This window comes from Paenibacillus rhizophilus (genome assembly GCF_003854965.1).
Lineage (GTDB): Bacteria > Bacillota > Bacilli > Paenibacillales > Paenibacillaceae > Paenibacillus_AQ > Paenibacillus_AQ rhizophilus.
Genome location: NZ_RQPI01000003.1, coordinates 159,185 through 179,143, shown reverse-complemented (window position 1 = coordinate 179,143; position 19,959 = coordinate 159,185). Strand labels below are relative to the sequence as shown.

Genomic DNA, 19,959 nt, shown 5'->3' with positions numbered 1-19,959 from the left:
AAAATGGACCCGATTTCTCGGGTCCCAACAAAATCTATATTTTCAAAAGGGGGTCATGTATACAGTTTACCCCGGCACTGTTAGAGTTTGATAACGGCATTATTTCATTTGTGTAACAAGTGCTGACCCGCTGTGGCCGCTATCCTTCCGTCCTGCGGAGGGTAAATACCGTCAGCTCCGGGCGGCACAAAAACCGGAACGGCATGTACGTTTCCCCAAAGCCCCGATTGACATACAGCTTCCTGTTCGGTTCCCCTACCGTATAGAGGCCGCTAATATACTTGGCCGACCCATCCGGCACAAAGGGGGGGCCCACAAACGGAATGCGAATCTGTCCGCCGTGGCTGTGTCCGGACAGCTGAAGCTGAATGGAGTATTCCAGCACGAAATCCGCATAATCCGGCTCGTGCATGAGCAGCACCGTGAACATGCCTGGCGGGATGCCGCCCATCGCCGCCTTCGGGTCGGGACCTGGGCTGTTGATCAGATAATCCTCCATTCCCGCGACGGCGATGGCTTCCCCTCCTTTACGAAGAAGGATATGATCATTGCGCAGCACCTTGAAGCCGGCAGCCTCCAGCAGACCGACCAACTGCTCGGCATGCTTGTAATCATGATTGCCGAGCACCGCGAATTTGCCCATCGGCGCAGTCAGACCGGCAAACAGAGGAACAGACTCCGCCAAATCCTCCGGATAGCTGTCGACGATATCGCCGCTGAAGCAGATCAGGTCCGGTTCCGCCTCCCGGATATGACGCACCAGCCGCTTGACATCATCGGCATCCTTGTTGAAGCCGAGATGCACATCGCTGAAATGAACAAGCTTCATTCCCGAAAACGCGGCGGGAAGCTCTTTCCAAGCCAGCGTTAGATGGGTAATATCCAGCCAGCGCGTCTCTCCTTGCCAGCTGTAGCCGCCCGTCAGCAGACCCGCGCCGATTAACGTCGCCGCTCCGCGGGCCAGAAACTGCCGGCGCGTTATTTTTTTGCCGCCCGTTTCGGGTGATGAAGAATCGGCCAAATTGCCGTATCCGCCGCCTGAGGCGTTAACTGAAGATTTGTTTTGCGCCGGTTCGTTCATTGGCCTTTTCCCCTTTCGCACCTGAATTTCTCTGCTCCGCACCGGCTGCCGGACCTCTCATTCGTCTTGCGCCGGCGCCCTGAGCGCATTAATCACCCGACTTCCGCACGGTTTCGCTGCTTTTGTCCGCTCCATCCCCTGCGCCGGATTTCAATTCATCCTTTACCTTGTCCTTCACTTCATCCTTAACCTCGGTTTCGATGTCCACTTCGATTTCGGCCTCAATGTCTTCCTCCGGCTCGTTCCCGAGAATTTTGCGGAACAGGCCCAGCATCGCCAGCGCGTAGTACACCGTAATGAAACTGAATCCGATCTGCATGATGACCACAAGCCGAGAAGTGTTGTCTATCGGGGCGATGTCCCCGTATCCGACGGTCGTAAAAGTCGCGACGCTAAAATACAGGAACGAGATCAACTGCGTGAGCAGGTCATTCCCGATTCCTTCTCCCTGAAAGGACGACTGGCCGAACAGCTTGTAAATGGAAGTGTACACAATGGTAAAAAACAGGATGCAGGTCATCGTCGCAATACTGATCCGCGCAAGCGTGGAGCGGATTTTAACTTCTCTGCGGTTGGATTCCTTAATTTCCTGAAAAATAAACATCAGATAAAAAATGACCGAAGCCAAACAGAACAATACAATCAGGGTGCGCAAACCGCGAGTTCCCGTTACGAGAGAGTTCATGCTGATTACATTCAGCAAATCTTCCACGGAAAACAGCACATAGATGAGGAGCGGCACAACCAAAACGCCCTTGCTCACCCATTTGATCTTTACCCGGTAGAAAAAAACGGCCAGCAGCACCACCACCGCCGTATTGAGGACCCACATCCATCCGTCCATGATTGTTCGCTCCTGTTCAAGGTCCCCCAGGCACCCGGGAAAATTAATTGGTCGCAGCTTTCAGGCTTAGGGGAACCGTCAAAGCCGTACTAAAAACCTGCCGGGTGCGGGATGGAAGCTCTCCGGCATCCGGCAGGCTCGAGGCCCTTAAGGCCGCTTCAGTTCCCCTTCGGCTATGGTTACGCTAATTGGCGTATCCGGCATGCCGCTGAACGCCGCCGCAAGTCCTTGAGAGGCCGCCTCGCTCCGGGGCACCCGGCGCACCGGCAGCGTCACTTCAAACGATTCGGTGAACGGGTAAGGATCGAGCAGCAGCGTCGTTCCCCGCCACTCGGCCGTGATAATCCGTCCGCCGGTAAAATCAAATTCTTCTGTACCTGAGAAGCCATCCTTGAACCAGGGATGGAAATCCTTCGTCTGCGTTCCGGGCTCGTGCAGCCCGATGAACAGCGACAGATCGTCGCAGAACTGCAGAAGCCGGCTGTCGTAATACAGCTCCGCCTCGCCGATGGCCGCTTTCGACTGTTCCAGTTCCCGGTGAATCCGGGAACGGCGCTTCTCCTCTTCCTGGAGGTAGATGGTCAGCTCGGGGCTGTTCTCGCCGGACACTTCGATCAGGCGTTCATAATGCAGGCTGCACAGCAGCGCGCCGTAAAGAGTCACCGTCTCGATCTCATCCAGACCCCGCCGGTAGAAAGTCAGCTTCGGAACGAGGGGGAAATCGATAAAGCTGTACGGCGCCTTGGCCGTATCGTTCCAGAAAGGAGTCTCATCCAGATCGACCCAGCCCCGGTCATGGTTGGCTATCGCATACAGCACTTCATCCGAATGGCGCTTCCGGGGCACCTCTTCCTCTCGGAACCTCGCTGCAAATTCTCCGGCCAGCCGCCCGTGGTCATGCTGTTTGATCATGACAAACTTCTCATCCTGCTCCCGACAAATCACCGCCATACCTCCCAGTAGATTCCTTTTCCATGCATTAATACGGAGATTATAACATATTTGCCTGGGGGATTTGGAATCGGCGGCAGCGGAAGAAGCGGTGCAGGAGGCGCGAAAGAAGTGGCGGAAGAATAGCCGGAATGGGCATCGCGTTCGTCCGGGCGTGTGTCCCGGTCTTTGCCTTCGCCCTTGCCTAGGCATTTGCCTAGTCGTTTGCTTTGGCGTTTGCCTGGACGTTTACCTGGGCGTTTCCCGTGCGCTTCCCGGGCGTTTGCCTAGTCGTTTGCTTTGGCGTTTTGCCTGGACGTTTGTCCGGGCTTTTTCCTGAGCTTTAACCTTCGCCTATTTCCGCACCGTTTATAACGGCTCGACAGCTGCCATGAAATAATCTATTCCCTGAAGCAGATCTTTGGGCAGTTCATCCGATTGCAAAAATGCCTTCATTTCCCCGACCACCCGTTCCCGGTCATGGCCAAACACTTCCACGGCCCGGGCTATCTTTTCCCAGCCCGCCAGATCGCTGCGGAATTCCTCTCCGCTCATCGGGATACCATGCGATTCCACATACCACCGCGCGTTATACCCGTATGCCGTTGACAGCAGCTTCAGAAAGGCCGCGCTGGTATACTTGCGCGGACCGCCGTAAACGGAGGGTCCAAGCGCATCGCCCAGAAACAGCACCTGATCCTCCCTGACGTGCAAAATGCAGCTGTCGGCGGAATGGTCCCCTCCCACGTGCACCAATTCGCAAACAACGCCGCCGAGATCGAACTCGATCCGGTCCCGGAACAGAATATCCGGCTGGTTGATGCGGATGTCCCGGCGGCTGCCGTACTCCTTGCGAATATCGGCGGCGCTGTCTTCACTGATGATCCCGTCCGAGACCAAGTTCGTGAGACAGCTGTCCGACCAGTCCAGCTCTTGAAGCGAAGACAGCACCCGGCCTGTTTCCTCATGGGCCACTACCGGGAGGTTCCAGGCCTCCATGCCAAAGGTGTGGTCCCAGTGCCAGTGGGTCAGCGCCAGAATTTCCGGCATACGGACCCCGCGCCACTCCAGCTCCCTGCGGAACAGCTCCGCATGTGCTGGCGAATTGCCGGCATCCATGAGAAGAGTCCGCCGCTCTCCTGCAATGGCCGCGAGGATGGGACGGTCCGTTTCATGCTCGGCATGCATGATGATGACATGCGGGCTCAACTGTTGATAATGGTGTGTCATGTACAGCTCCCCTTTTTTTCGCGTAAAGTCCATCATTTCACAAAAATAGAATAAACGCACAGTGCTCACTCCAAATTACGCGCGGTTAATCAGGCATTGGACAGATGAAACGGAAATTCTCCCTTTTATTTTTCAAAAACAGATCTTGATTAGGGTCCAGACTGGAAAATCTCCCTTTAAATCAGGTATTTCCGTCTGAAATGAAGTAAAAGCTGATAATTAGACGGAGGTTTTCCCGTTCAACGTCTCAAATATTGTTTTTCCGAGAATTAAAATGGAGGTTTTCCCGTTCATCCCTGCTTCTGCACAAGAACTAGCGCTGCTATCATCCAACGTTTAGGCTTTGATGCGCATAATATCTCCATGTTGTACCAAATCCGTCTTCTATTCAAGGCAAAAGAATAGGCCGCCGCCGGATCGTTGTCCGGAGGCGGCCCGCTGAAGAGGGTCCGGCACCTGCTATGGATACTTGCAATGGAGCTACACGCCCAGCCACCGCTTGAACATATGCTTAGTCGTCTGCTTGTTGATTTCGGCGATGGAAGTCGTAAGCGGGATGCCCTTCGGGCAGGCGCGGACGCAGTTCTGCGAGTTGCCGCAGCCCTCGATCCCGCCGTCCGTCATCAGCGCCTCTAGCCGGTCCTCGACGTTCATCTCGCCCGTCGGATGGGCGTTGAACAGGCGGACTTGGGAAATGGCCGCAGGACCGATAAAATCGGTCTTCGCATTGACGTTCGGGCAGGCCTCCAGGCAGACGCCGCAGGTCATGCACTTGGACAGCTCGTAGGCCCACTGCCGCTTCTTCTCGGCCATACGCGGGCCCGGACCGAGATCGTACGTTCCGTCGATCGGAATCCAGGCTTTTACCTTTTTAAGCGCATTGAACATCCGGGTCCGGTCGATGACCAGATCGCGCACCACGGGGAAAGTGCTCATCGGTTCGACGCGAACCGGCTGCTCCAGATTGTCGATCAGGGCGGCGCAGGCCTGGCGCGGCTTGCCGTTGATGACCATAGAACAGGCGCCGCACACTTCCTCCAGGCAGTTAGATTCCCAGCAAACCGGGACCGTGGCGTCGCCCTTGGCATTGACCGGATTGCGCTGAATTTCCATAAGGGCGCTGATCACGTTCATTCCAGGACGGTAAGGAAGATCAAATTCCTCTGTATAAGGCGCGCTCTGCGGATCGTCCTGGCGGGTGATGATAAATTTCACGTTTTTGGGAGTTGCCGCTGTTTCCGCCATAGGTTACCCCTCCTAAAAGTTTTGTCAGCATAGGCTACAATGAATCACTTCGCAAAACTGGCTTCGAAAGCTTGGACTTAAGTGTGATAGCTTCGGAACGAACCGATTATTAGTCCTTGGAGTAGTCGCGGACCCGCGGAGGAATCAGCGATACATCGACGCCTTCGTACGAAATGGCCGGGCCGTCCGGCGTCCAGGACGCCTTCGTCGTCTTCAGGAACTCCTCGTCGTTGCGCTTCGGAAACTCCGGCTTGTAATGCGCGCCCCGGCTTTCGTTGCGCAGCAGCGCGCCCAGCGTCATCGCCTCCGCCAGCTCCAGCATGTTCCACAGCTGCCGGGTAAAGGCGACCCCCTGGTTGTTCCAGCGCGAGGTGTCGCTCATATTGATGTTACGGTAGCGCCCCTTCAGTTCCTTGATTTTGCCTATAGTTGCCTCAAGCTTCACGTTATGGCGGACCACCGTCATGTTGGCTGTCATCCACTCGCCCAGTTCCTTATGAAGGACATAGGCGTTCTCCGTCCCGCTCATGCCAAGCAGCGATTCATATTTGTCCTGCTGTACGCGCCGGTAGCCGTCGAATACGGAAGAAGGTACGTCCTGTACCGATTTTTTGAGCCCCTTAATATATTCCACAGCCTTTGGCCCCGACACCATGCCCCCGAAAATGGCCGATACCAGCGAGTTCGCGCCCAGCCGGTTCGCTCCGTGATATTGGTATTCGCATTCTCCCGCCGCAAACAGGCCAGGTATGTTCGTCATTTGGTTGTAATCGACCCACATGCCGCCCATGGAATAATGGACCGCCGGGAAGATTTTCATCGGGATTTTGCGCGGATCGTCGCCCATGAATTTCTCGTAAATCTCGATGATGCCGCCGAGCTTGACGTCCAGCTCCTTCGGATCTTTATGCGAAAGGTCCAGATAGACCATATTCTCGCCGCCCACACCAAGCCCTTGGTCGACACAGACGTTGAAAATTTCGCGGGTGGCAATATCGCGTGGCACCAGGTTGCCGTAGGCCGGATATTTTTCCTCAAGGAAGTACCACGGCTTGCCGTCCTTGTAGGTCCAGATTCGCCCGCCTTCGCCGCGCGCCGATTCACTCATCAGCCGCAGCTTGTCATCGCCCGGAATGGCCGTCGGGTGAATCTGGATAAACTCGCCGTTCGCGTAGTGAACGCCCTGCTGGTACACGGCGCTTGCGGCCGTGCCCGTGTTGATGACCGAGTTGGTCGTCTTGCCGAAAATAATTCCCGGACCGCCGCTCGCCAGAATCACCGCGTCCGCCGGGAACGTCTCGATTGCCATCGTACGCAAATCCTGGGCGCAGATGCCGCGGCAGACGCCCTCGCCGTCGATGACGGCCGAGAGAAATTCCCAGTTCTCACGCTTCGTTACGAAGCCTTCGACCTCCCAGCGCCGCACCTGCTCGTCGAGCGCGTACAGCAGCTGCTGGCCGGTTGTAGCGCCCGCAAAGGCCGTCCGGTGATGCTTCGTTCCGCCGAACCGGCGGAAGTCGAGCAGCCCCTCCGGCGTGCGGTTGAACATGACGCCCATCCGGTCCATCAGATGGATGATGCCCGGGGCCGCCTCGCACATCGCCTTGACCGGAGGCTGATTGGCGAGAAAATCCCCGCCGTACACGGTGTCGTCAAAATGCACCCACGGCGAGTCGCCTTCGCCCTTCGTGTTGACGGCGCCATTGATGCCGCCCTGCGCGCAGACCGAGTGCGATCTTTTGACGGGAACAAGCGAGAAGAGATGGACATGAACGCCGGCCTCCGCCGCCTTGATGGTTGCCATCAGGCCGGCCAAGCCGCCGCCCACGATAATGATATCGGCTGTTGCCATGACAGGTTCACTCCCTTATTGGATGACAGTATTTACAGTTTGGACAATAGCCTCTGCGGTCTTGAAGCCGCTGTCACGGAACGTGACGAGCGACAGCAGGAACATGAACGTCACCAGTGCGAACAGGCCCATGCAAATATAGGACGATACCCGCTGCGAGCGGGGACCGATCGTGACGCCCCAGCTGACGAGGAAGGACCACAGCCCGTTGGCGAAATGGAAGCAAGCCGCAACGATGCCGATGATATAAAAAGCAAGCCAAAACGGCTGGGTAACGATATCATGCATCACGCCGCCGAGCTCTTCATGCGTAACATTCCCAAGCGCCACTTGAACCCGGGTTTCATACAGATGCCACACGACAAAAATAAAGGTAATGATGCCGCTGACCCGCTGAAGCGTATAACGCCAGTTGCGTTCGAGATTGTAGCGGTTCAGGTTCGGCTTCGACTGGTAGGCGATGTACAATCCGTAGACGCCATGATACAGCAGGGGAAGCCAGATGAACAGCAATTCCAGGAAGAAGACGAGCGGCAGGCTGTTCAGCCACAGCACACTGTCTTTGAAGCCGGCAGCGCCCCCCTCCACCGCCGAGAAATTCGTCAGCATGTGCTCGATGAAAAAAAACGCGAGCGGGATTACGCCGAGCAAGGAATGAATCTTTCTGGAATAAAAGCCTCTCATAGTGCGGGGTCCCCTTTCCGAATAAAACAGCGTTTTCATTAATCAGCATACACCTGCGGGGCGGTGGTTGAAACAGGAAATTGCAGGCTTTCATCTGCCAAAAAACCAGTTCCGCCAATCCTCCTCCGCTCCTGATAAGGCTTTGCTTCATTTTTCACAAATTGTGAATATCTTGTGTCACTTTGTATGTTACTCTTTTTTATCTTATAAGGGAATTGCAATCTAATTATTATACGTTATAAATTATATGCATAAGGGTGACAGTCAATTAACCCGTTCTGGAGCAGCCGGAAGGAGTGACGTAATGTTTGACGATCTTGATATTTTTGCCGCTGTTGTAGAACAATCAAGCTTGAACAGGGCTTCACGTCAGCTAAATTTGTCACAGCCCGCCCTGTCGCGCAAAATCTCCAAGCTGGAGGAACGGCTGGGTGTCACGTTGTTCAACCGGCACGGCAAAAAGCTGGAGCTGACCGAGGTCGGACGGCTGACTTACACCTATGCCTTGGAGCAACGGCAGCAGCGCGCCAAATTCCTGGAGACGATCTCCAAGTTCAAGCAGGGCGAGCCGCTGTCCGTTGCGCTTGGCGCCAGCCTGACCACACTGCAGACGACGCTGCCGCCTCTCGTAAACGCATACATGGAAAAATATCCTGCCGCCGAGCTGAAGCTGGTTACGGGCAAGACGCATGAAATTGTCACTTCGGTGCGCGAAGGACGGTCCGAAGTCGGCATCATCGCATCCGCCACCGCCGAGCCCGGCCTGCGCTGCATCCCGCTGTTCGAAGACCAGCTGCGGCTCGTCGTTGCCGGACATCACCCGCTCGCCGGACTGCCTCGGCTTGAGATGGAGCATTTGAACGGGCTGCCGATGATCCTCTTCTCCAAGGGAACCTGGTACCGCCGCATGACGGACGACCTGTTCCAGCGCAGCGGCATTCAGCCGGATATCCGCATGGAGATCGATTCCTTCGAGGCGATCATCCGGCTGCTGCCGACGATCAAGGCGGCGGCGCTGCTGCCCAATTCCTACCTCCGTCCGCAGCTGCTGTCGGGAGGCGGACTGGCCTCCTTGCACATCAAGGAACTGGAGCTGACCCAGCGGACCACCTGTCTGATCTACCGCGACACCGGCGACCTAAGCGCTGCGGCGCGCAGTCTGGTGCAGGTGACGGAAGAGGTATTCAAGGCGGGCCGGCCGGCCTCTCACTAAAATGGCAATGCTGAGAACAAGAAAGACTCTCTTTCAGCCGCAGGGGCAAAGAGAGCCTTTCTCATTACATCATCCGCTGTATTATTTTATCCGCCGAACGAGTAAGGTCAAGCCTCCGTCTCCCCGCTGTTCATCGCGTCTTCCTCGAACCGGTCGATGCTCTCATTGGAGCCGATAACCACCATGATGTCGCCCGCATACAAGTAATCATGCGCGGTCGGAGCAACGATGACCCCGCCTGCGCGGTTCAATGCGATAATGCTGCAGCCGTATTTCGCCCGGGGATTGATCTCGGCAAGACTCTTGCCGTCCATGCAGGACGGAACGGTCAGCTCGACGATCTTGTATTCCTTGGAAAGCTCGATGTAATCGACCAGATGCGGAGTCACCAGCTGATGCGCCACGCGAACCCCCATATCCCGCTCCGGAAAAATGACCCTGTCCACCCCGAGCTTCTCCAAAGCGCGTCCGTGCAGGATGGAAATCGCCTTGGCCACCACCATTTTGACGCCCAATTCCTTCAGGAGAATGGCTGTAAGGATGCTGCGCTCCATATTGTCTCCAATCGCCACAATGCCGCAGTCCAGGTTCCGGACGCCCAGCGACCGCATAACGCCCTCATCCGTGGCATCCGCCATGACGGCATGCGTCAGCTTGTCCGTCATCTCTTCCACCCGTTCCTCGTTATGGTCGATGCCGAGCACTTCATATCCCATCGCCATCAGTTCAAGCGCCAGACCGGCGCCGAAGCGGCCAAGGCCGATCACGACAAATTGCTGTGCTTTCATTCCTGTTATCCCCTTATCCGATAATCATTTTGCCTTCCGGGTAGCGATACAATTCCTTACCCTTTTTCGGTCCCAGCGCATAAGCAAGCGTCAATACGCCCAGCCTGCCGGCGAACATGGTGAGACAGATGAGGATTTTGCCCGCCATGGACAGATCCGGCGTAAGCCCCAGACTGAGCCCCACCGTAGCAAAGGCCGATGTCGTCTCGAACAGCAGATTCAAAAAGGGCGCATCTTCCGTGGTCGATAGCACCATCGAGACGGCGACGATCAGCAGCAAGGCCAGCAGAGTAATCGTCAGAGCCTTGAATACCCGTTCCTGAGCCAGACGGTAGCGGAACAGCACGATATCGTCACGGCCGCGAAGCATCGCGATTACCGCTCCGATCATAATGGTAAAGGTAGTCGTCTTGATGCCGCCCCCGGTCGAACCGGGAGAAGCCCCGATGAACATTAGAATCACGATAAAAAACTGCGAGGCCTGCCTGAGGCCCGTCATATCCAGGGTGTTGGCGCCGGCCGTCCGTGGAGTAACGGACTGAAAGAGCGCCGTCCATATTTTCCCTCCCAACCCGAGTGAGCCCATCGTGCGCGGATTCGTAAACTCGAATATAAAAAGCACGAGAGCCCCGATCACGATCAGCGCGGCGGTCATGGACAGCACGACCTTACTGTGCAGCGATAGCCTGCGTTTGTGCCGGTAATCCATTATATCCGACATAACGATAAAGCCGATGCCGCCGGAGACGATCAGAAACATAACCACGATATTGACAACCGGATCGTCGGCATAGCCGGTCAGGCTGCGGTATTCGCCGAACAGATCGAAGCCCGCGTTGTTGAACATTGAGACCGCATGGAACACGCCGAAGAAAGCCGCCCGTCCCAGCGGCATATCAAAAGCCCAGCGGAACGTAAGGAGAACTGCTGCGCAGGCCTCGATGACCAGAGAATAAATCAGGACGCTGCGGATCAGCCGGACGATCCCTTCCATTGAGCTCTGATTCATCGCTTCCTGCAGCACCAGCCGCTCCCGCAGCGAAATTCGCCGCCTGAACACCAGGGCGAACAATGTCGCCATCGACATGAATCCGAGGCCGCCAACCTGGATCAGCAGCATGATGACAATCTGCCCAAAGGTCGTGAAGAACGTGCCTGTGTCTTTAACAACCAGCCCGGTAACACAGGTGGCCGATGTGGACGTAAATAGCGCGTCCAAAAAACTGATAGAATGCCCCGGAACATGCGAAACCGGCAGCATCAGCAGCAGGGCTCCGATCAAAATGATGACGGCAAAGCCGATCACCAGGATCTGGGGCGGTGACAGCTTCAGCCAGCGGAATTCGGAAACCTTCGATACTTGCGAAGCCATATTCATCCCCCGTCCATAAAATCCGATTTCTCTTCATATGCTATCCTTAGCGATATTATCAAATTTAGATTGCGATTTCACCGTTTTTTCAGTGCTATCCGCTATTTATCCCCCATTATCCCCCAAATAATGGCTTTGGGCATGCCTGCTGTGATATTTTAAGATAGTTAAACCAATCTTAAGTTAGATCGTTTTATAGAAATCATTATCCAAGGAGGCGTTTCATGAATCCCGTCGGCCACCCTTTACACCAGCGGCCCATCTCCAGATCACTCGTTATCTCAGGCCTGATCGGTCTGGTTTTGTTTATCCTATTTCAGATTGTTCCCTCGCTTACCCAGGAAGGCTTCGTCAGCGAACCGGCAATCAGCAAATCGGAAGCCCGCGAGAAAGCGGTGCTTTTTGCGGCCAAACAGCTCGGATACATACCGGAACCCGGCGACCATTGGATCGTAACTTATAAGTCGGATTCCTCTTTTTACGGCTACATGTCAAGGGAAAGCCTCTTGGACGATTACAGCAAAAGAAAGCTGGACCGCCTCTATCCCTTCGATACCTTTCATGCTTCCCTCGATTCCCAGGATGATAAATGGGCGAATCTGGCGGTCGATCTGAATATGTATACCGGCGCGCCTGCCGGCTTTACCCGCGTTCCCGCCGGGACCGGAAAGAAGGCGAACGAGACCGTCGCCGTTCTGAGCGGCAAAGATGACACCGCAGACGTCATCAGCGACGCTTCATTGACCCCTCAGCAGAAGGAACGGCTGGCGGAGCCTTGGTTGAAGAAGTGGGGAGCCGACCCTTCGCGGCTGGAGCGGAATTCTTCTTCTACAGGCAGCTACGGCCTGATCTATACCGATCATTCGGTAAAAGTCGGCGAAGCGCCGCTGCGTTACGCCTTCAAGTTCACCACAGGCGAAGTATCCGTCTTCAAGCCCGGATTCTCCGCGCCGGAGTGGCATACCGCCTATGTGGAAAAGCAGACTTCGTCGGCGACCCGGTTTACGCTGTTCGGGTACGGGCTGCCTACCTTCGCCCTCGGCGTTCTGGCGTTAATTTACAGTATTCTCCGCCGAAAGCACACTTCTTTTGCTCGCGGGGTCTTTTTAAGCATCGTCCACTTTGCCATTATGATGATCAGCACGTACAATATGCTACCTGAAACGACCGGAACGGGCATGGAGGACCGGATTACGTCCATCGTCATGTTCGTCATTTATACGCTGTACAGCCTGCTGATGTCCTCGCTGCTCTATTTCTCCCTGGTCGGCGGAAACGGCCTGTGGCGGAAAGAGGAAGGGCTGAACCCCTGGCCCCGGGCCAAGGAGCCAGGTTACGGCAAATACGTCATGGACAGCGTCTACGCCGGCTATGTTTGGGCGTTCGTGCTGCTCGGCGTCCAGACGCTCATGTTCATTATTTTGCAGTACACGCTGCATAACTGGTCGACTACGGACGCCTCCCAATCGCCCTACAATATGCGCTATGCCTGGCTGCTGCCGATTGTCGCCTGGCTGGCCGGACTTTCCGAAGAAGCGGTTTATCGGCTGTTCGGCATCCGGATGCTCAAAAAAATCGTGCGCAGCACCCTGATTGCCAGCCTCATTACGACCATTGTCTGGGCGTTCGGGCATACGCTTTACCCGATCTATCCGATCAGTTCCCGACCGATTGAGCTGACGGTGATCGGCCTGCTGTTCAGTTATATTTTTCTGCGCTACGGCTTCATCGCTGTCATGTTCAGCCATGTCGTCTTTGACAGCATTCTGATGGGCGCCACCCTGATCTTCATGCGGGAGCCGGTCAATGTGGCCGCGGGTTTGATTACGATTGTCATGCCGTTTATCGTCGGCTACATCGTCTATCGCTTCAACCCGCCGGGGCGGGAGCGTAAGCCGCAGTCCCTTGATCTCGGGCCAGGACCCGGGCCGGGTTCGGGACCGGGCCCAGAGCCGGGGACGATCGTGTAACCGCAGGACGGTTCCTTGGGAAAAGGGAGTTCTGCGCGTGGACGACCGTGAATGCTTACGTCTTGCCGGCGCAAGCAAGCGCCGGGCAAGACGAATGGAGCCAAGAATACCCAAGGCTACAGGAGATCATTATTCCTTTATTCAGGAGCCCCATGTGGAACAAATCGCGGAGTGAATCCTGAATTACGTTCCCGAGGTGAAAGAGGTTACTCTATGGCAAATTCAAATACGTCTTCATCCCTGCAGCCTGAGACGGATGAGCAGGCGGCTCCGGCGTTCAAGCTGCTGGAACTGCCCCTCTCCTATATCCGGTTTCTGATGGGGATGTTCATTTCCAGATTGGGAGATTCCCTGTTTACTTTCGCTATTCCCTGGATCTCCTACAAATTAACTCAATCCGGTATCGTGATGGGGTCCATGTACGCAGTGAGCGTTATGCCGATCGTCTTGTTCGGGCCAGTTGTGGGCAGTATGGTCGACCGATGGGAACGAAAAAAGCTGATGATCATTACCGATAGCTCCAGAGCGCTGCTCGTCGCGCTGATCCCCCTGTTGCACTTTGCTGGAGTTCTGCAGCTGTGGCATCTTTACGCGATCTCCTTCGTACTCACCATACTCTCGCTAATGTTCGACGTTTCCATCGTTGCCATTATTCCTTCGCTGGCGCCCAAACAATTGACGCGGGCTAACGCCTCCTACCAGTTGACCAATCAAATCGCGGAGCTGGCGGGACCGCTGCTTGCCGGTGTGATTATCGTAGCCATCGGAGGATTCAATACGCTTTGGCTCGATGCCGTATCATTCGCGGGAACGCTTGTCGTTTTGTTGCTTATGCCAAGCTTCGGCAAGCCCAAGTCGATAGCCAGCCTTTCGCAGATTTTCAAAGACATCGGCGAAGGGTTCAAATGGCTCATCCGTTCCAAAATCAATCTTTCCTTCTCCTTCCAAGCGATGATTGGTAACTTTGGCTACAGCGCGGCTTTCGGCGTGTTGATGTTCTACCTGCTGAACACTCTCCATCTGAATACCCAGCAGAGCAGCATCAACTATACCCTGCTAGGATTTGGAGGCATTATCGGAAGCCTTCTGGCCGTTCCGCTGGAGAAGCGGTTCCGCAGGGGCATATTGATCCCCGTGCTTCTGGGGATCGGAACGATCGGTTTCCTTTTTGCTTCGGTCAGTCATTTCTGGCTTGCTCCCGGGATCGCCTTTTTCGCGGTCACGGTCTGCAACGTCGCCTGGAATACAATTGTCACCTCCGTACGCCAAGAGACCATTCCAGCCGATATGATCGGACGCGTGCTTGGCTTCTCCAGAGTGCTGACCCGTTTGGCCATGCCCTTGGGAGCGATGTCCGGGGCCGCCCTGTCGGGATGGACCGATCCAAGAGCGGTATTCGCTGTAGCGGCAGGCGCCAAAATCCTGGAGGTGGTCATCGCGCTGGTGACGCCGATCCGAAAACTTTGAGCACCATACGATGCAATTTATTACGCATTTCTATGGGAGTATGTTTTTTTGAACTTAAATCTCAAGGATAAAAAAACGTGCCAGTGACCGCCTCAAGCAAAGGCATTGGAAGAGCCATGACCGAACGGACGCTTTATCTGGATCAGCTCAAATCGGATGCTCTGCATACAAGCGTTGAAAATATTCGGGCCCTGTCCGAAAAACAGCCCGGGAGCGCATTAGCGGCTCCCGGGCTGTTGCTGTAAAATATGGACTTTATAAATGGCTTGGCAAGCTTACCTTGTTAAACCGTTTCTTCGTCTTTCAGCGCGTCCAGAATCTGCCGGGCGAGCTTGTCGCCGATGGACAGGGGACGGAAATCCTCAACCGTCGCTTCTTTGATTTTCTTGAGCGACCCGAAATGCTTGAGCAGCAGCTTCCGCCGCTTCTCCCCGATTCCGGGGATCGCATCAAGCCGCGAAGTGACCATCGACTTGCCGCGCTGCTCGCGGTGGAACGTGATCGCAAAGCGGTGCACCTCATCCTGGATGCGCTGGAGCAGATAAAATTCCTCGCTGTCCCGGGCCAAATGGACCGGCTCCGGCGGATCGCCGACCAGCAGCTGCGCGGTCTTGTGCTTGGCGTCCTTGACGAGGCCGCAGACCGGTATGAACAGGCCCAGCTCGTTCTCCAGAATATCAACGGCGGCGGAAATCTGGCCTCTGCCGCCGTCCACGACAATGAGGTCGGGCTGCGGCAAATTATCCTTCAGCACCCGCTCGTAGCGGCGGCGGATGACCTCGCGCATCGTTTCGTAGTCGTCAGGCCCCTGAACGGTGCGCACCTTGTATTTGCGGTACTCCTTCTTCGCCGGCTTGCCGTCGATGAACACGACCATCGCCGATACGGGATTCGCCCCCTGGATATTCGAGTTGTCGAACGCCTCGATCCGGTTCAAGCTCTCCAGCCCAAGGCTCTGCCCGAGGCCTAGCGCCGCGCCGGAGGTGCGCTCTTCATCCCGCTCGATCAGGCGGAACTTCTCTTCGAGCGCCACGAGTCCGTTCTGGCAGGCCATGCGGACCATTTGCTTCTTCAGGCCGCGCCGAGGCACCAGCACCTTGACGCCCAGCCATTCCTGCAGCGCCGCCGCCCCGCCGGCGGCATCCACTACGCCTGCCGCGGCGGCTTCCACAGCGGCGGCGGCGCGGTGCGCCGTCTCTGCGGCCGTCTCCGGCGCTTCCTCTTCGGCGGCGGAATCTTCGGCAGCAGCGGCGCTCGCAGCCGACACGCCGGCGGTTGAGAGGTCGGCAGCGCCGCTGGAAGACGTTTTACCGGCCTCCTCCGCGGCGGAGGCGTCAACGGTCAGCGCCGCATTCCCGGCGTCCGCCGTTCCTCCCCCTTCGCCTGCACCAGCGCTGTATCCTTCACCTCTCTCCGCTACAGCCAGACCACCGTCCGCAGCCGGTTCCGGCGGAAGCACGGACGCCGCGTCCTGCACGAGCAGCGCTTCAGGCAGCAAAATCTCCTGCGGCAGCGCCGGATTCTCGCTGTAATACTGCGTCACATACGACATGAAGTCGCTGAAGGCTTCTCCATAGAACGGAAAGCTGGACGAGTGGCGCTGGATCATTTTCCCCTGTCTCATATAGAGAATCTGCACGCACATCCAGCCTTTATCCACGGCGTAGCCGAATACGTCCCGGTCCTTCGTGTCCGGCGTGTTGATGTTCTGCTTCTCCATCAGGGCGTCGATATGGATAATCTGGTCCCGCAGTTCCTTCGCCCGTTCGAAATAGAGTTCCTCCGCGGCCTCCTGCATTTTTTGCTGAAGATCCTTCTTGACCGCTTCATGGCCTCCGCCGAGGAACGTCGAAATGCTCTGGGTGATCTCGTCATAGGCCGACTTGGGCACTTCCTTCTCACACGGCGCCAGGCATTGGCCCATATGGTAATACAGGCACACCTCCTTGGGCATCGCTCCGCATTTGCGCAGAGGATACATCCGGTCGAGCAGCTTCTTCGTCTGGTGGGCCGCATAGGCGTTCGGATACGGTCCAAAATATTTCGCTTTATCTTTAAGCACCCGTCGCGTCACTTCAAGGCGCGGATGTCTTTCATTCGTAATTTTAATGTAGGGGAAGGTCTTATCGTCCTTCAACTGCACGTTGTAGCGCGGCATATGCTTTTTGATCAGGTTGCACTCCAGAATGAGCGCTTCCATGTTGCTGGCTGTGACAATATACTCAAAATCGCTGATATCCGCGACCAGCCGCTGGGTTTTGCCGTCATGGCTGCCCGTAAAATAAGAGCGGACCCGGTTCTTCAGCACCTTCGCTTTCCCTACATAAATGATGGTGCCTTCTTCATTCTTCATCAGATAGCATCCGGGCAGGTCCGGCAGAAGCGCCAGCTTGTTGCGGATGTTGTCCATGTAATCCATTGTGGTTCTCCCCTCCTAAAATCCGCGGGCGCCCCTCCTAAATCCTCCCCAAGCTTACGCTTCCGATGCGAGCTTTCTTCCGGAAAACTTGTAGAGGACCCCAAGGGCTCCGCCCTCTGGACGCCCGGAAATGGGCGAATGAGCGGCGCTGAGCCCGGGGTGGTGACCTGGTTTGAATCAAGTGGTCCCTTCTCGGCCTTGCCCTGACGGGCGGCCTCGGGACCTTTCATGCGGCGCTCCGGCATACGTGCAAAGCTCATGCGTGCGGACAACCGCTCTCCCTTTGGATTCGCTTAACTTCGCGGTTAGACGCTTACTGTCTCATACGCGCGGAAGGCCGCTCTCCCTCAGGAATCGCTTCTGTCCGGCGCTGAGCGCACAAAGCGCCTTCGGTTTAAACCGAAGGCGCTGGGCAGGGCCAAGGGCCCGAACGATGCGGTATATAAATTATTGGTGTTTGGCTACGATGTTTTTCAGCGATTCTTTGGAGTTCAGGCCGACCACTTTATCGACAGGCTGGCCGTCTTTAAAGAAGATCAGCGTCGGAATGCTCATAACGCCGAAACGGGATGCCGTTTCCGGATTTTCATCCACGTTCAATTTCGCGATTTTCACACCATCTCCAAGCTCGGTGGACAATTCGTCCAGAATCGGAGCAAGCATTTTGCAAGGACCGCACCATGGTGCCCAGAAGTCCACCACTACAGTACCTTGACCTTGAACCTCATTGTTAAAGGATTGGTCAGACACGTTAACAATTGCCATGATTATGTTCCTCCTAAAAGTTTTGATAGCGTATGCTCCTTGAAATACCTTCGCAAAACTCGCTTCGGAAGCATCAGCTTTGGTTTGTGGTGACGGGCCTCGGTGTAAAACTTAAGCAAAGCCCGCTTCAAAAGCATGTTTAAAGGTTTTGCGAAGCAGAACTCGCTTCGTAATATGTGATGGTTGTGGATGTGCAAAGCGGATGCCCCGCTTGGCCTATTCACCAGGTTTTGCGAAGCAGTTCGGTTTTCTTTTAACCCCGCTTCGTAAAGCTCTGCGTTATTGATGCATGCATGTAATATGATAACCAGATTATCATTCACCGACACGTTTTCAGTATAACATATTTGACTCGCATATGTGAAATGTCACATTGCCGTTATTTTCAAGATTATAACCCAAATTAATTCCAAACGTTATCTTTACAACTTGCCGGGGAGTTAGATATACTTTAGGAAAGCGCATTATATGTCAATGACTTAATTCATACTCCTGCAATTTACAACGCTTGGCCATTTCTGCGAGGAGGTCAAACTATGGATGTCAATGTGCGGACACCAGATCCGCGGGAGCATGTAAACGAAGAGCCCCGCAATGACCTGGGCGATTTAATGAACGGTTTTTTTGGAATGACCACATTTATGGCCGTTGTGTTTTTCGGCATGGTCATCATCAAGTTCCTGATATCCGAGTGAAAAAACGGCAGATCCGGATCACCGGACTGCCGTTCCTATTTGTCTGCGCTAACGTAGAGCGTATCCCGCAGGGAGAGCGGGCGGCCGCTCGTTTGATGCGCAATCCGCCTTCACTCGCCAACGTTGAGCGTATCCCGCAGGGAGAGCGGGCGTATCCTCGTTTGATGCGCAATCCGCCTTCACTCGCCAACGTTGAGCGTATCCCGCAGGGAGAGCGGGCGTATCCTCGTTTGATGCGCAATCCGCCTCGCCGTCGCATGAAAGGTCCCGAGGCCTTGCCCGTAAGGGCAGGACCGAGAAGGGACCGCTGCACGCACAACTTGTATCACTCTTCCGCCAGCGCCGCTCCCCTGTAAAATTTTCGGGTGTCCAGAGGGCGTAGCCCTTGGGGTCCTCCCCATTGGGGAGGATTTAGGAGGGGCAATCGACAGATTTAGGAACTGTGTCCCCCAGAATATCCCCGCTGGTTCTCTCCCACCAGCTGCATCACTTCCACGTAAGGTGAAATCCGGTTCATCAGCCGCTGTCCCTTATAAACCTCCTCGCCGTCCTTGCTGGTGAAGCTGAGATGCTTCTCCAATCCGTCCAGCGGATAGTTCGACGTGTAGAAGGTCGGCTTGCGGTTCATCCGGTAGTTCAGAATCGGCCCCAGCACATGGTCCCGCGCCCAGGGGTTCAAATTCTCCGCCCCAATATCGTCAAAAATCAGCAAATCACAATTCTTCATCGTATCGACGGTTTCTTTCAGCTTTTGGCCGTCCGTCATGATCGTTTTCAGTTCCTCGACAAAATCAGGCATGTACACGATAACGCCGCTGAATCCGGCAATCGCCAGCTCATGCAGCAGATAGCACATCAGGAATGTCTTGCCGGTGCCGAAGGAGCCGTACAAGTACATCCCGCGTGCAGGCAGCCCCGTCTCTTTGGCACTCTCGATATATCGGAACAGCCGGCCCACCGCCGGAGCGCGCCGCGGGTCCTTGCCCATAATTTCAATCTCGTCATAGCCTTCGCTCAGCACACGCTCATCGACATAGAAGCTGCGAATCCGTTTGCGGATTCGCTCCTGATTGTCTCTGGCGATCTGCAGCGGGCATGCAGTCTTACGCTCATACAAGTCGGGGAAGCCGCTCGCGCTCTCCACGGTCAGCTTGCTGTAATGCCCCGGAAAATCGTTGGGGCACCGTTCCAGACCCGGGCAGTTCGCGCAATTGCGGGATTCCTCCACATATTGATACAGGCGGCTTAAATGAAGCCTCAGCCTGGATTCATCCATTTCGGGGTGCTCTTCGCGCAGCCGAAGCACGAGCGGATGGTTCAGCAGTTCATGCTCCAAATCTCTCGAACGCAGGCGCAGAGCGGGATTATTCATCGAACGAAGCACTTCGCCCATGGACTCCACCC

18 protein-coding genes are annotated in these 19,959 nt (G+C 55.5%); 6 read left to right on the top strand and 12 right to left on the bottom strand.

The annotated features are described in order from the left end of the window. Nucleotides 1–139: 139 nt before the first annotated feature. The 7 genes from EH198_RS08050 to EH198_RS08020 form a co-directional block, all read right to left on the bottom strand. A complete protein-coding gene (locus tag EH198_RS08050) occupies nucleotides 140–1,081 on the bottom strand; it encodes a metallophosphoesterase (protein WP_124695033.1) in 942 nt (313 codons plus the stop codon). An 88-nt stretch (nucleotides 1,082–1,169) separates the two neighbouring features. After that, nucleotides 1,170–1,925, bottom strand: coding sequence for an ion channel (locus tag EH198_RS08045; RefSeq protein ID WP_124695032.1), 756 nt, complete (start codon nucleotides 1,923–1,925; stop codon nucleotides 1,170–1,172). Between the two features lie 147 nt (nucleotides 1,926–2,072). Next, complete coding sequence (locus EH198_RS08040; RefSeq protein ID WP_185702805.1) at nucleotides 2,073–2,876, bottom strand: DUF3891 family protein; 804 nt, start codon at nucleotides 2,874–2,876, stop codon at nucleotides 2,073–2,075. Nucleotides 2,877–3,224: 348 nt separating this feature from the next. Next, complete coding sequence (locus EH198_RS08035) at nucleotides 3,225–4,085, bottom strand: MBL fold metallo-hydrolase (RefSeq protein WP_124695030.1); 861 nt, start codon at nucleotides 4,083–4,085, stop codon at nucleotides 3,225–3,227. 480 nt (nucleotides 4,086–4,565) lie between these two features. After that, complete coding sequence (gene sdhB / locus EH198_RS08030; protein WP_124695029.1) at nucleotides 4,566–5,330, bottom strand: succinate dehydrogenase iron-sulfur subunit; 765 nt, start codon at nucleotides 5,328–5,330, stop codon at nucleotides 4,566–4,568. Between the two features lie 109 nt (nucleotides 5,331–5,439). Continuing rightward, on the bottom strand, nucleotides 5,440–7,182 hold the full coding sequence (gene sdhA, locus EH198_RS08025; RefSeq protein WP_124695028.1) for a succinate dehydrogenase flavoprotein subunit: 1,743 nt from the start codon (nucleotides 7,180–7,182) through the stop codon (nucleotides 5,440–5,442). 15 nt (nucleotides 7,183–7,197) lie between these two features. Then, on the bottom strand, nucleotides 7,198–7,866 hold the full coding sequence (locus EH198_RS08020) for a succinate dehydrogenase cytochrome b558 subunit (RefSeq protein WP_124695027.1): 669 nt from the start codon (nucleotides 7,864–7,866) through the stop codon (nucleotides 7,198–7,200). A 304-nt stretch (nucleotides 7,867–8,170) separates the two neighbouring features. On the opposite strand from EH198_RS08020, the gene EH198_RS08015 reads away from it, so the two are divergent. Continuing rightward, nucleotides 8,171–9,079 (top strand): LysR family transcriptional regulator, encoded by a 909-nt coding sequence (locus EH198_RS08015; protein ID WP_124695026.1) that lies wholly within the window; start codon nucleotides 8,171–8,173, stop codon nucleotides 9,077–9,079. Between the two features lie 107 nt (nucleotides 9,080–9,186). Here the strand turns inward: EH198_RS08015 and EH198_RS08010 are convergent, their stop codons facing one another. Together EH198_RS08010 and EH198_RS08005 are read right to left on the bottom strand one after the other, a co-directional pair. Further along, nucleotides 9,187–9,867: a potassium channel family protein gene (locus tag EH198_RS08010; RefSeq protein WP_124695025.1), complete on the bottom strand. Its 681-nt coding sequence runs from the start codon at nucleotides 9,865–9,867 to the stop codon at nucleotides 9,187–9,189. A gap of 13 nt (nucleotides 9,868–9,880) precedes the next feature. Continuing rightward, complete coding sequence (locus EH198_RS08005) at nucleotides 9,881–11,239, bottom strand: TrkH family potassium uptake protein (RefSeq protein WP_124695024.1); 1,359 nt, start codon at nucleotides 11,237–11,239, stop codon at nucleotides 9,881–9,883. Between the two features lie 224 nt (nucleotides 11,240–11,463). On the opposite strand from EH198_RS08005, the gene EH198_RS08000 reads away from it, so the two are divergent. The 4 genes from EH198_RS08000 to EH198_RS24555 all read left to right on the top strand — a co-directional run bounded on the left by EH198_RS08000 (nucleotide 11,464) and on the right by EH198_RS24555 (nucleotide 14,921). After that, nucleotides 11,464–13,209: a CPBP family intramembrane glutamic endopeptidase gene (locus EH198_RS08000; RefSeq protein WP_124695023.1), complete on the top strand. Its 1,746-nt coding sequence runs from the start codon at nucleotides 11,464–11,466 to the stop codon at nucleotides 13,207–13,209. A gap of 37 nt (nucleotides 13,210–13,246) precedes the next feature. Next, nucleotides 13,247–13,384 (top strand): hypothetical protein, encoded by a 138-nt coding sequence (locus EH198_RS24560; protein WP_185702804.1) that lies wholly within the window; start codon nucleotides 13,247–13,249, stop codon nucleotides 13,382–13,384. A 38-nt stretch (nucleotides 13,385–13,422) separates the two neighbouring features. Beyond that, entirely contained in the window at nucleotides 13,423–14,676 is a 1,254-nt protein-coding gene (locus EH198_RS07995) for an MFS transporter (RefSeq protein WP_221621494.1), read from the top strand. A gap of 77 nt (nucleotides 14,677–14,753) precedes the next feature. Continuing rightward, nucleotides 14,754–14,921: a hypothetical protein gene (locus EH198_RS24555; protein WP_185702803.1), complete on the top strand. Its 168-nt coding sequence runs from the start codon at nucleotides 14,754–14,756 to the stop codon at nucleotides 14,919–14,921. A gap of 38 nt (nucleotides 14,922–14,959) precedes the next feature. On the opposite strand, the gene uvrC is transcribed toward EH198_RS24555, so the two are convergent. Together uvrC and trxA are read right to left on the bottom strand one after the other, a co-directional pair. Beyond that, nucleotides 14,960–17,095, bottom strand: coding sequence for an excinuclease ABC subunit UvrC (uvrC, locus tag EH198_RS07990; protein WP_124695022.1), 2,136 nt, complete (start codon nucleotides 17,093–17,095; stop codon nucleotides 14,960–14,962). 447 nt (nucleotides 17,096–17,542) lie between these two features. Continuing rightward, complete coding sequence (gene trxA / locus EH198_RS07985) at nucleotides 17,543–17,860, bottom strand: thioredoxin (protein ID WP_025688833.1); 318 nt, start codon at nucleotides 17,858–17,860, stop codon at nucleotides 17,543–17,545. Between the two features lie 536 nt (nucleotides 17,861–18,396). Here trxA and EH198_RS07980 point away from each other — a divergent pair. Next, the gene (locus tag EH198_RS07980) at nucleotides 18,397–18,555 is read left to right on the top strand and encodes a YqzM family protein (RefSeq protein WP_124695021.1); all 159 of its coding nucleotides are present in this window, start codon (nucleotides 18,397–18,399) and stop codon (nucleotides 18,553–18,555) included. 433 nt (nucleotides 18,556–18,988) lie between these two features. Here EH198_RS07980 and dnaI read toward each other — a convergent pair whose 3' ends face one another. Next, nucleotides 18,989–19,957 (bottom strand): primosomal protein DnaI, encoded by a 969-nt coding sequence (gene dnaI / locus EH198_RS07975; RefSeq protein ID WP_124695020.1) that lies wholly within the window; start codon nucleotides 19,955–19,957, stop codon nucleotides 18,989–18,991. Between the last annotated feature and the right edge of the window lie 2 nt (nucleotides 19,958–19,959).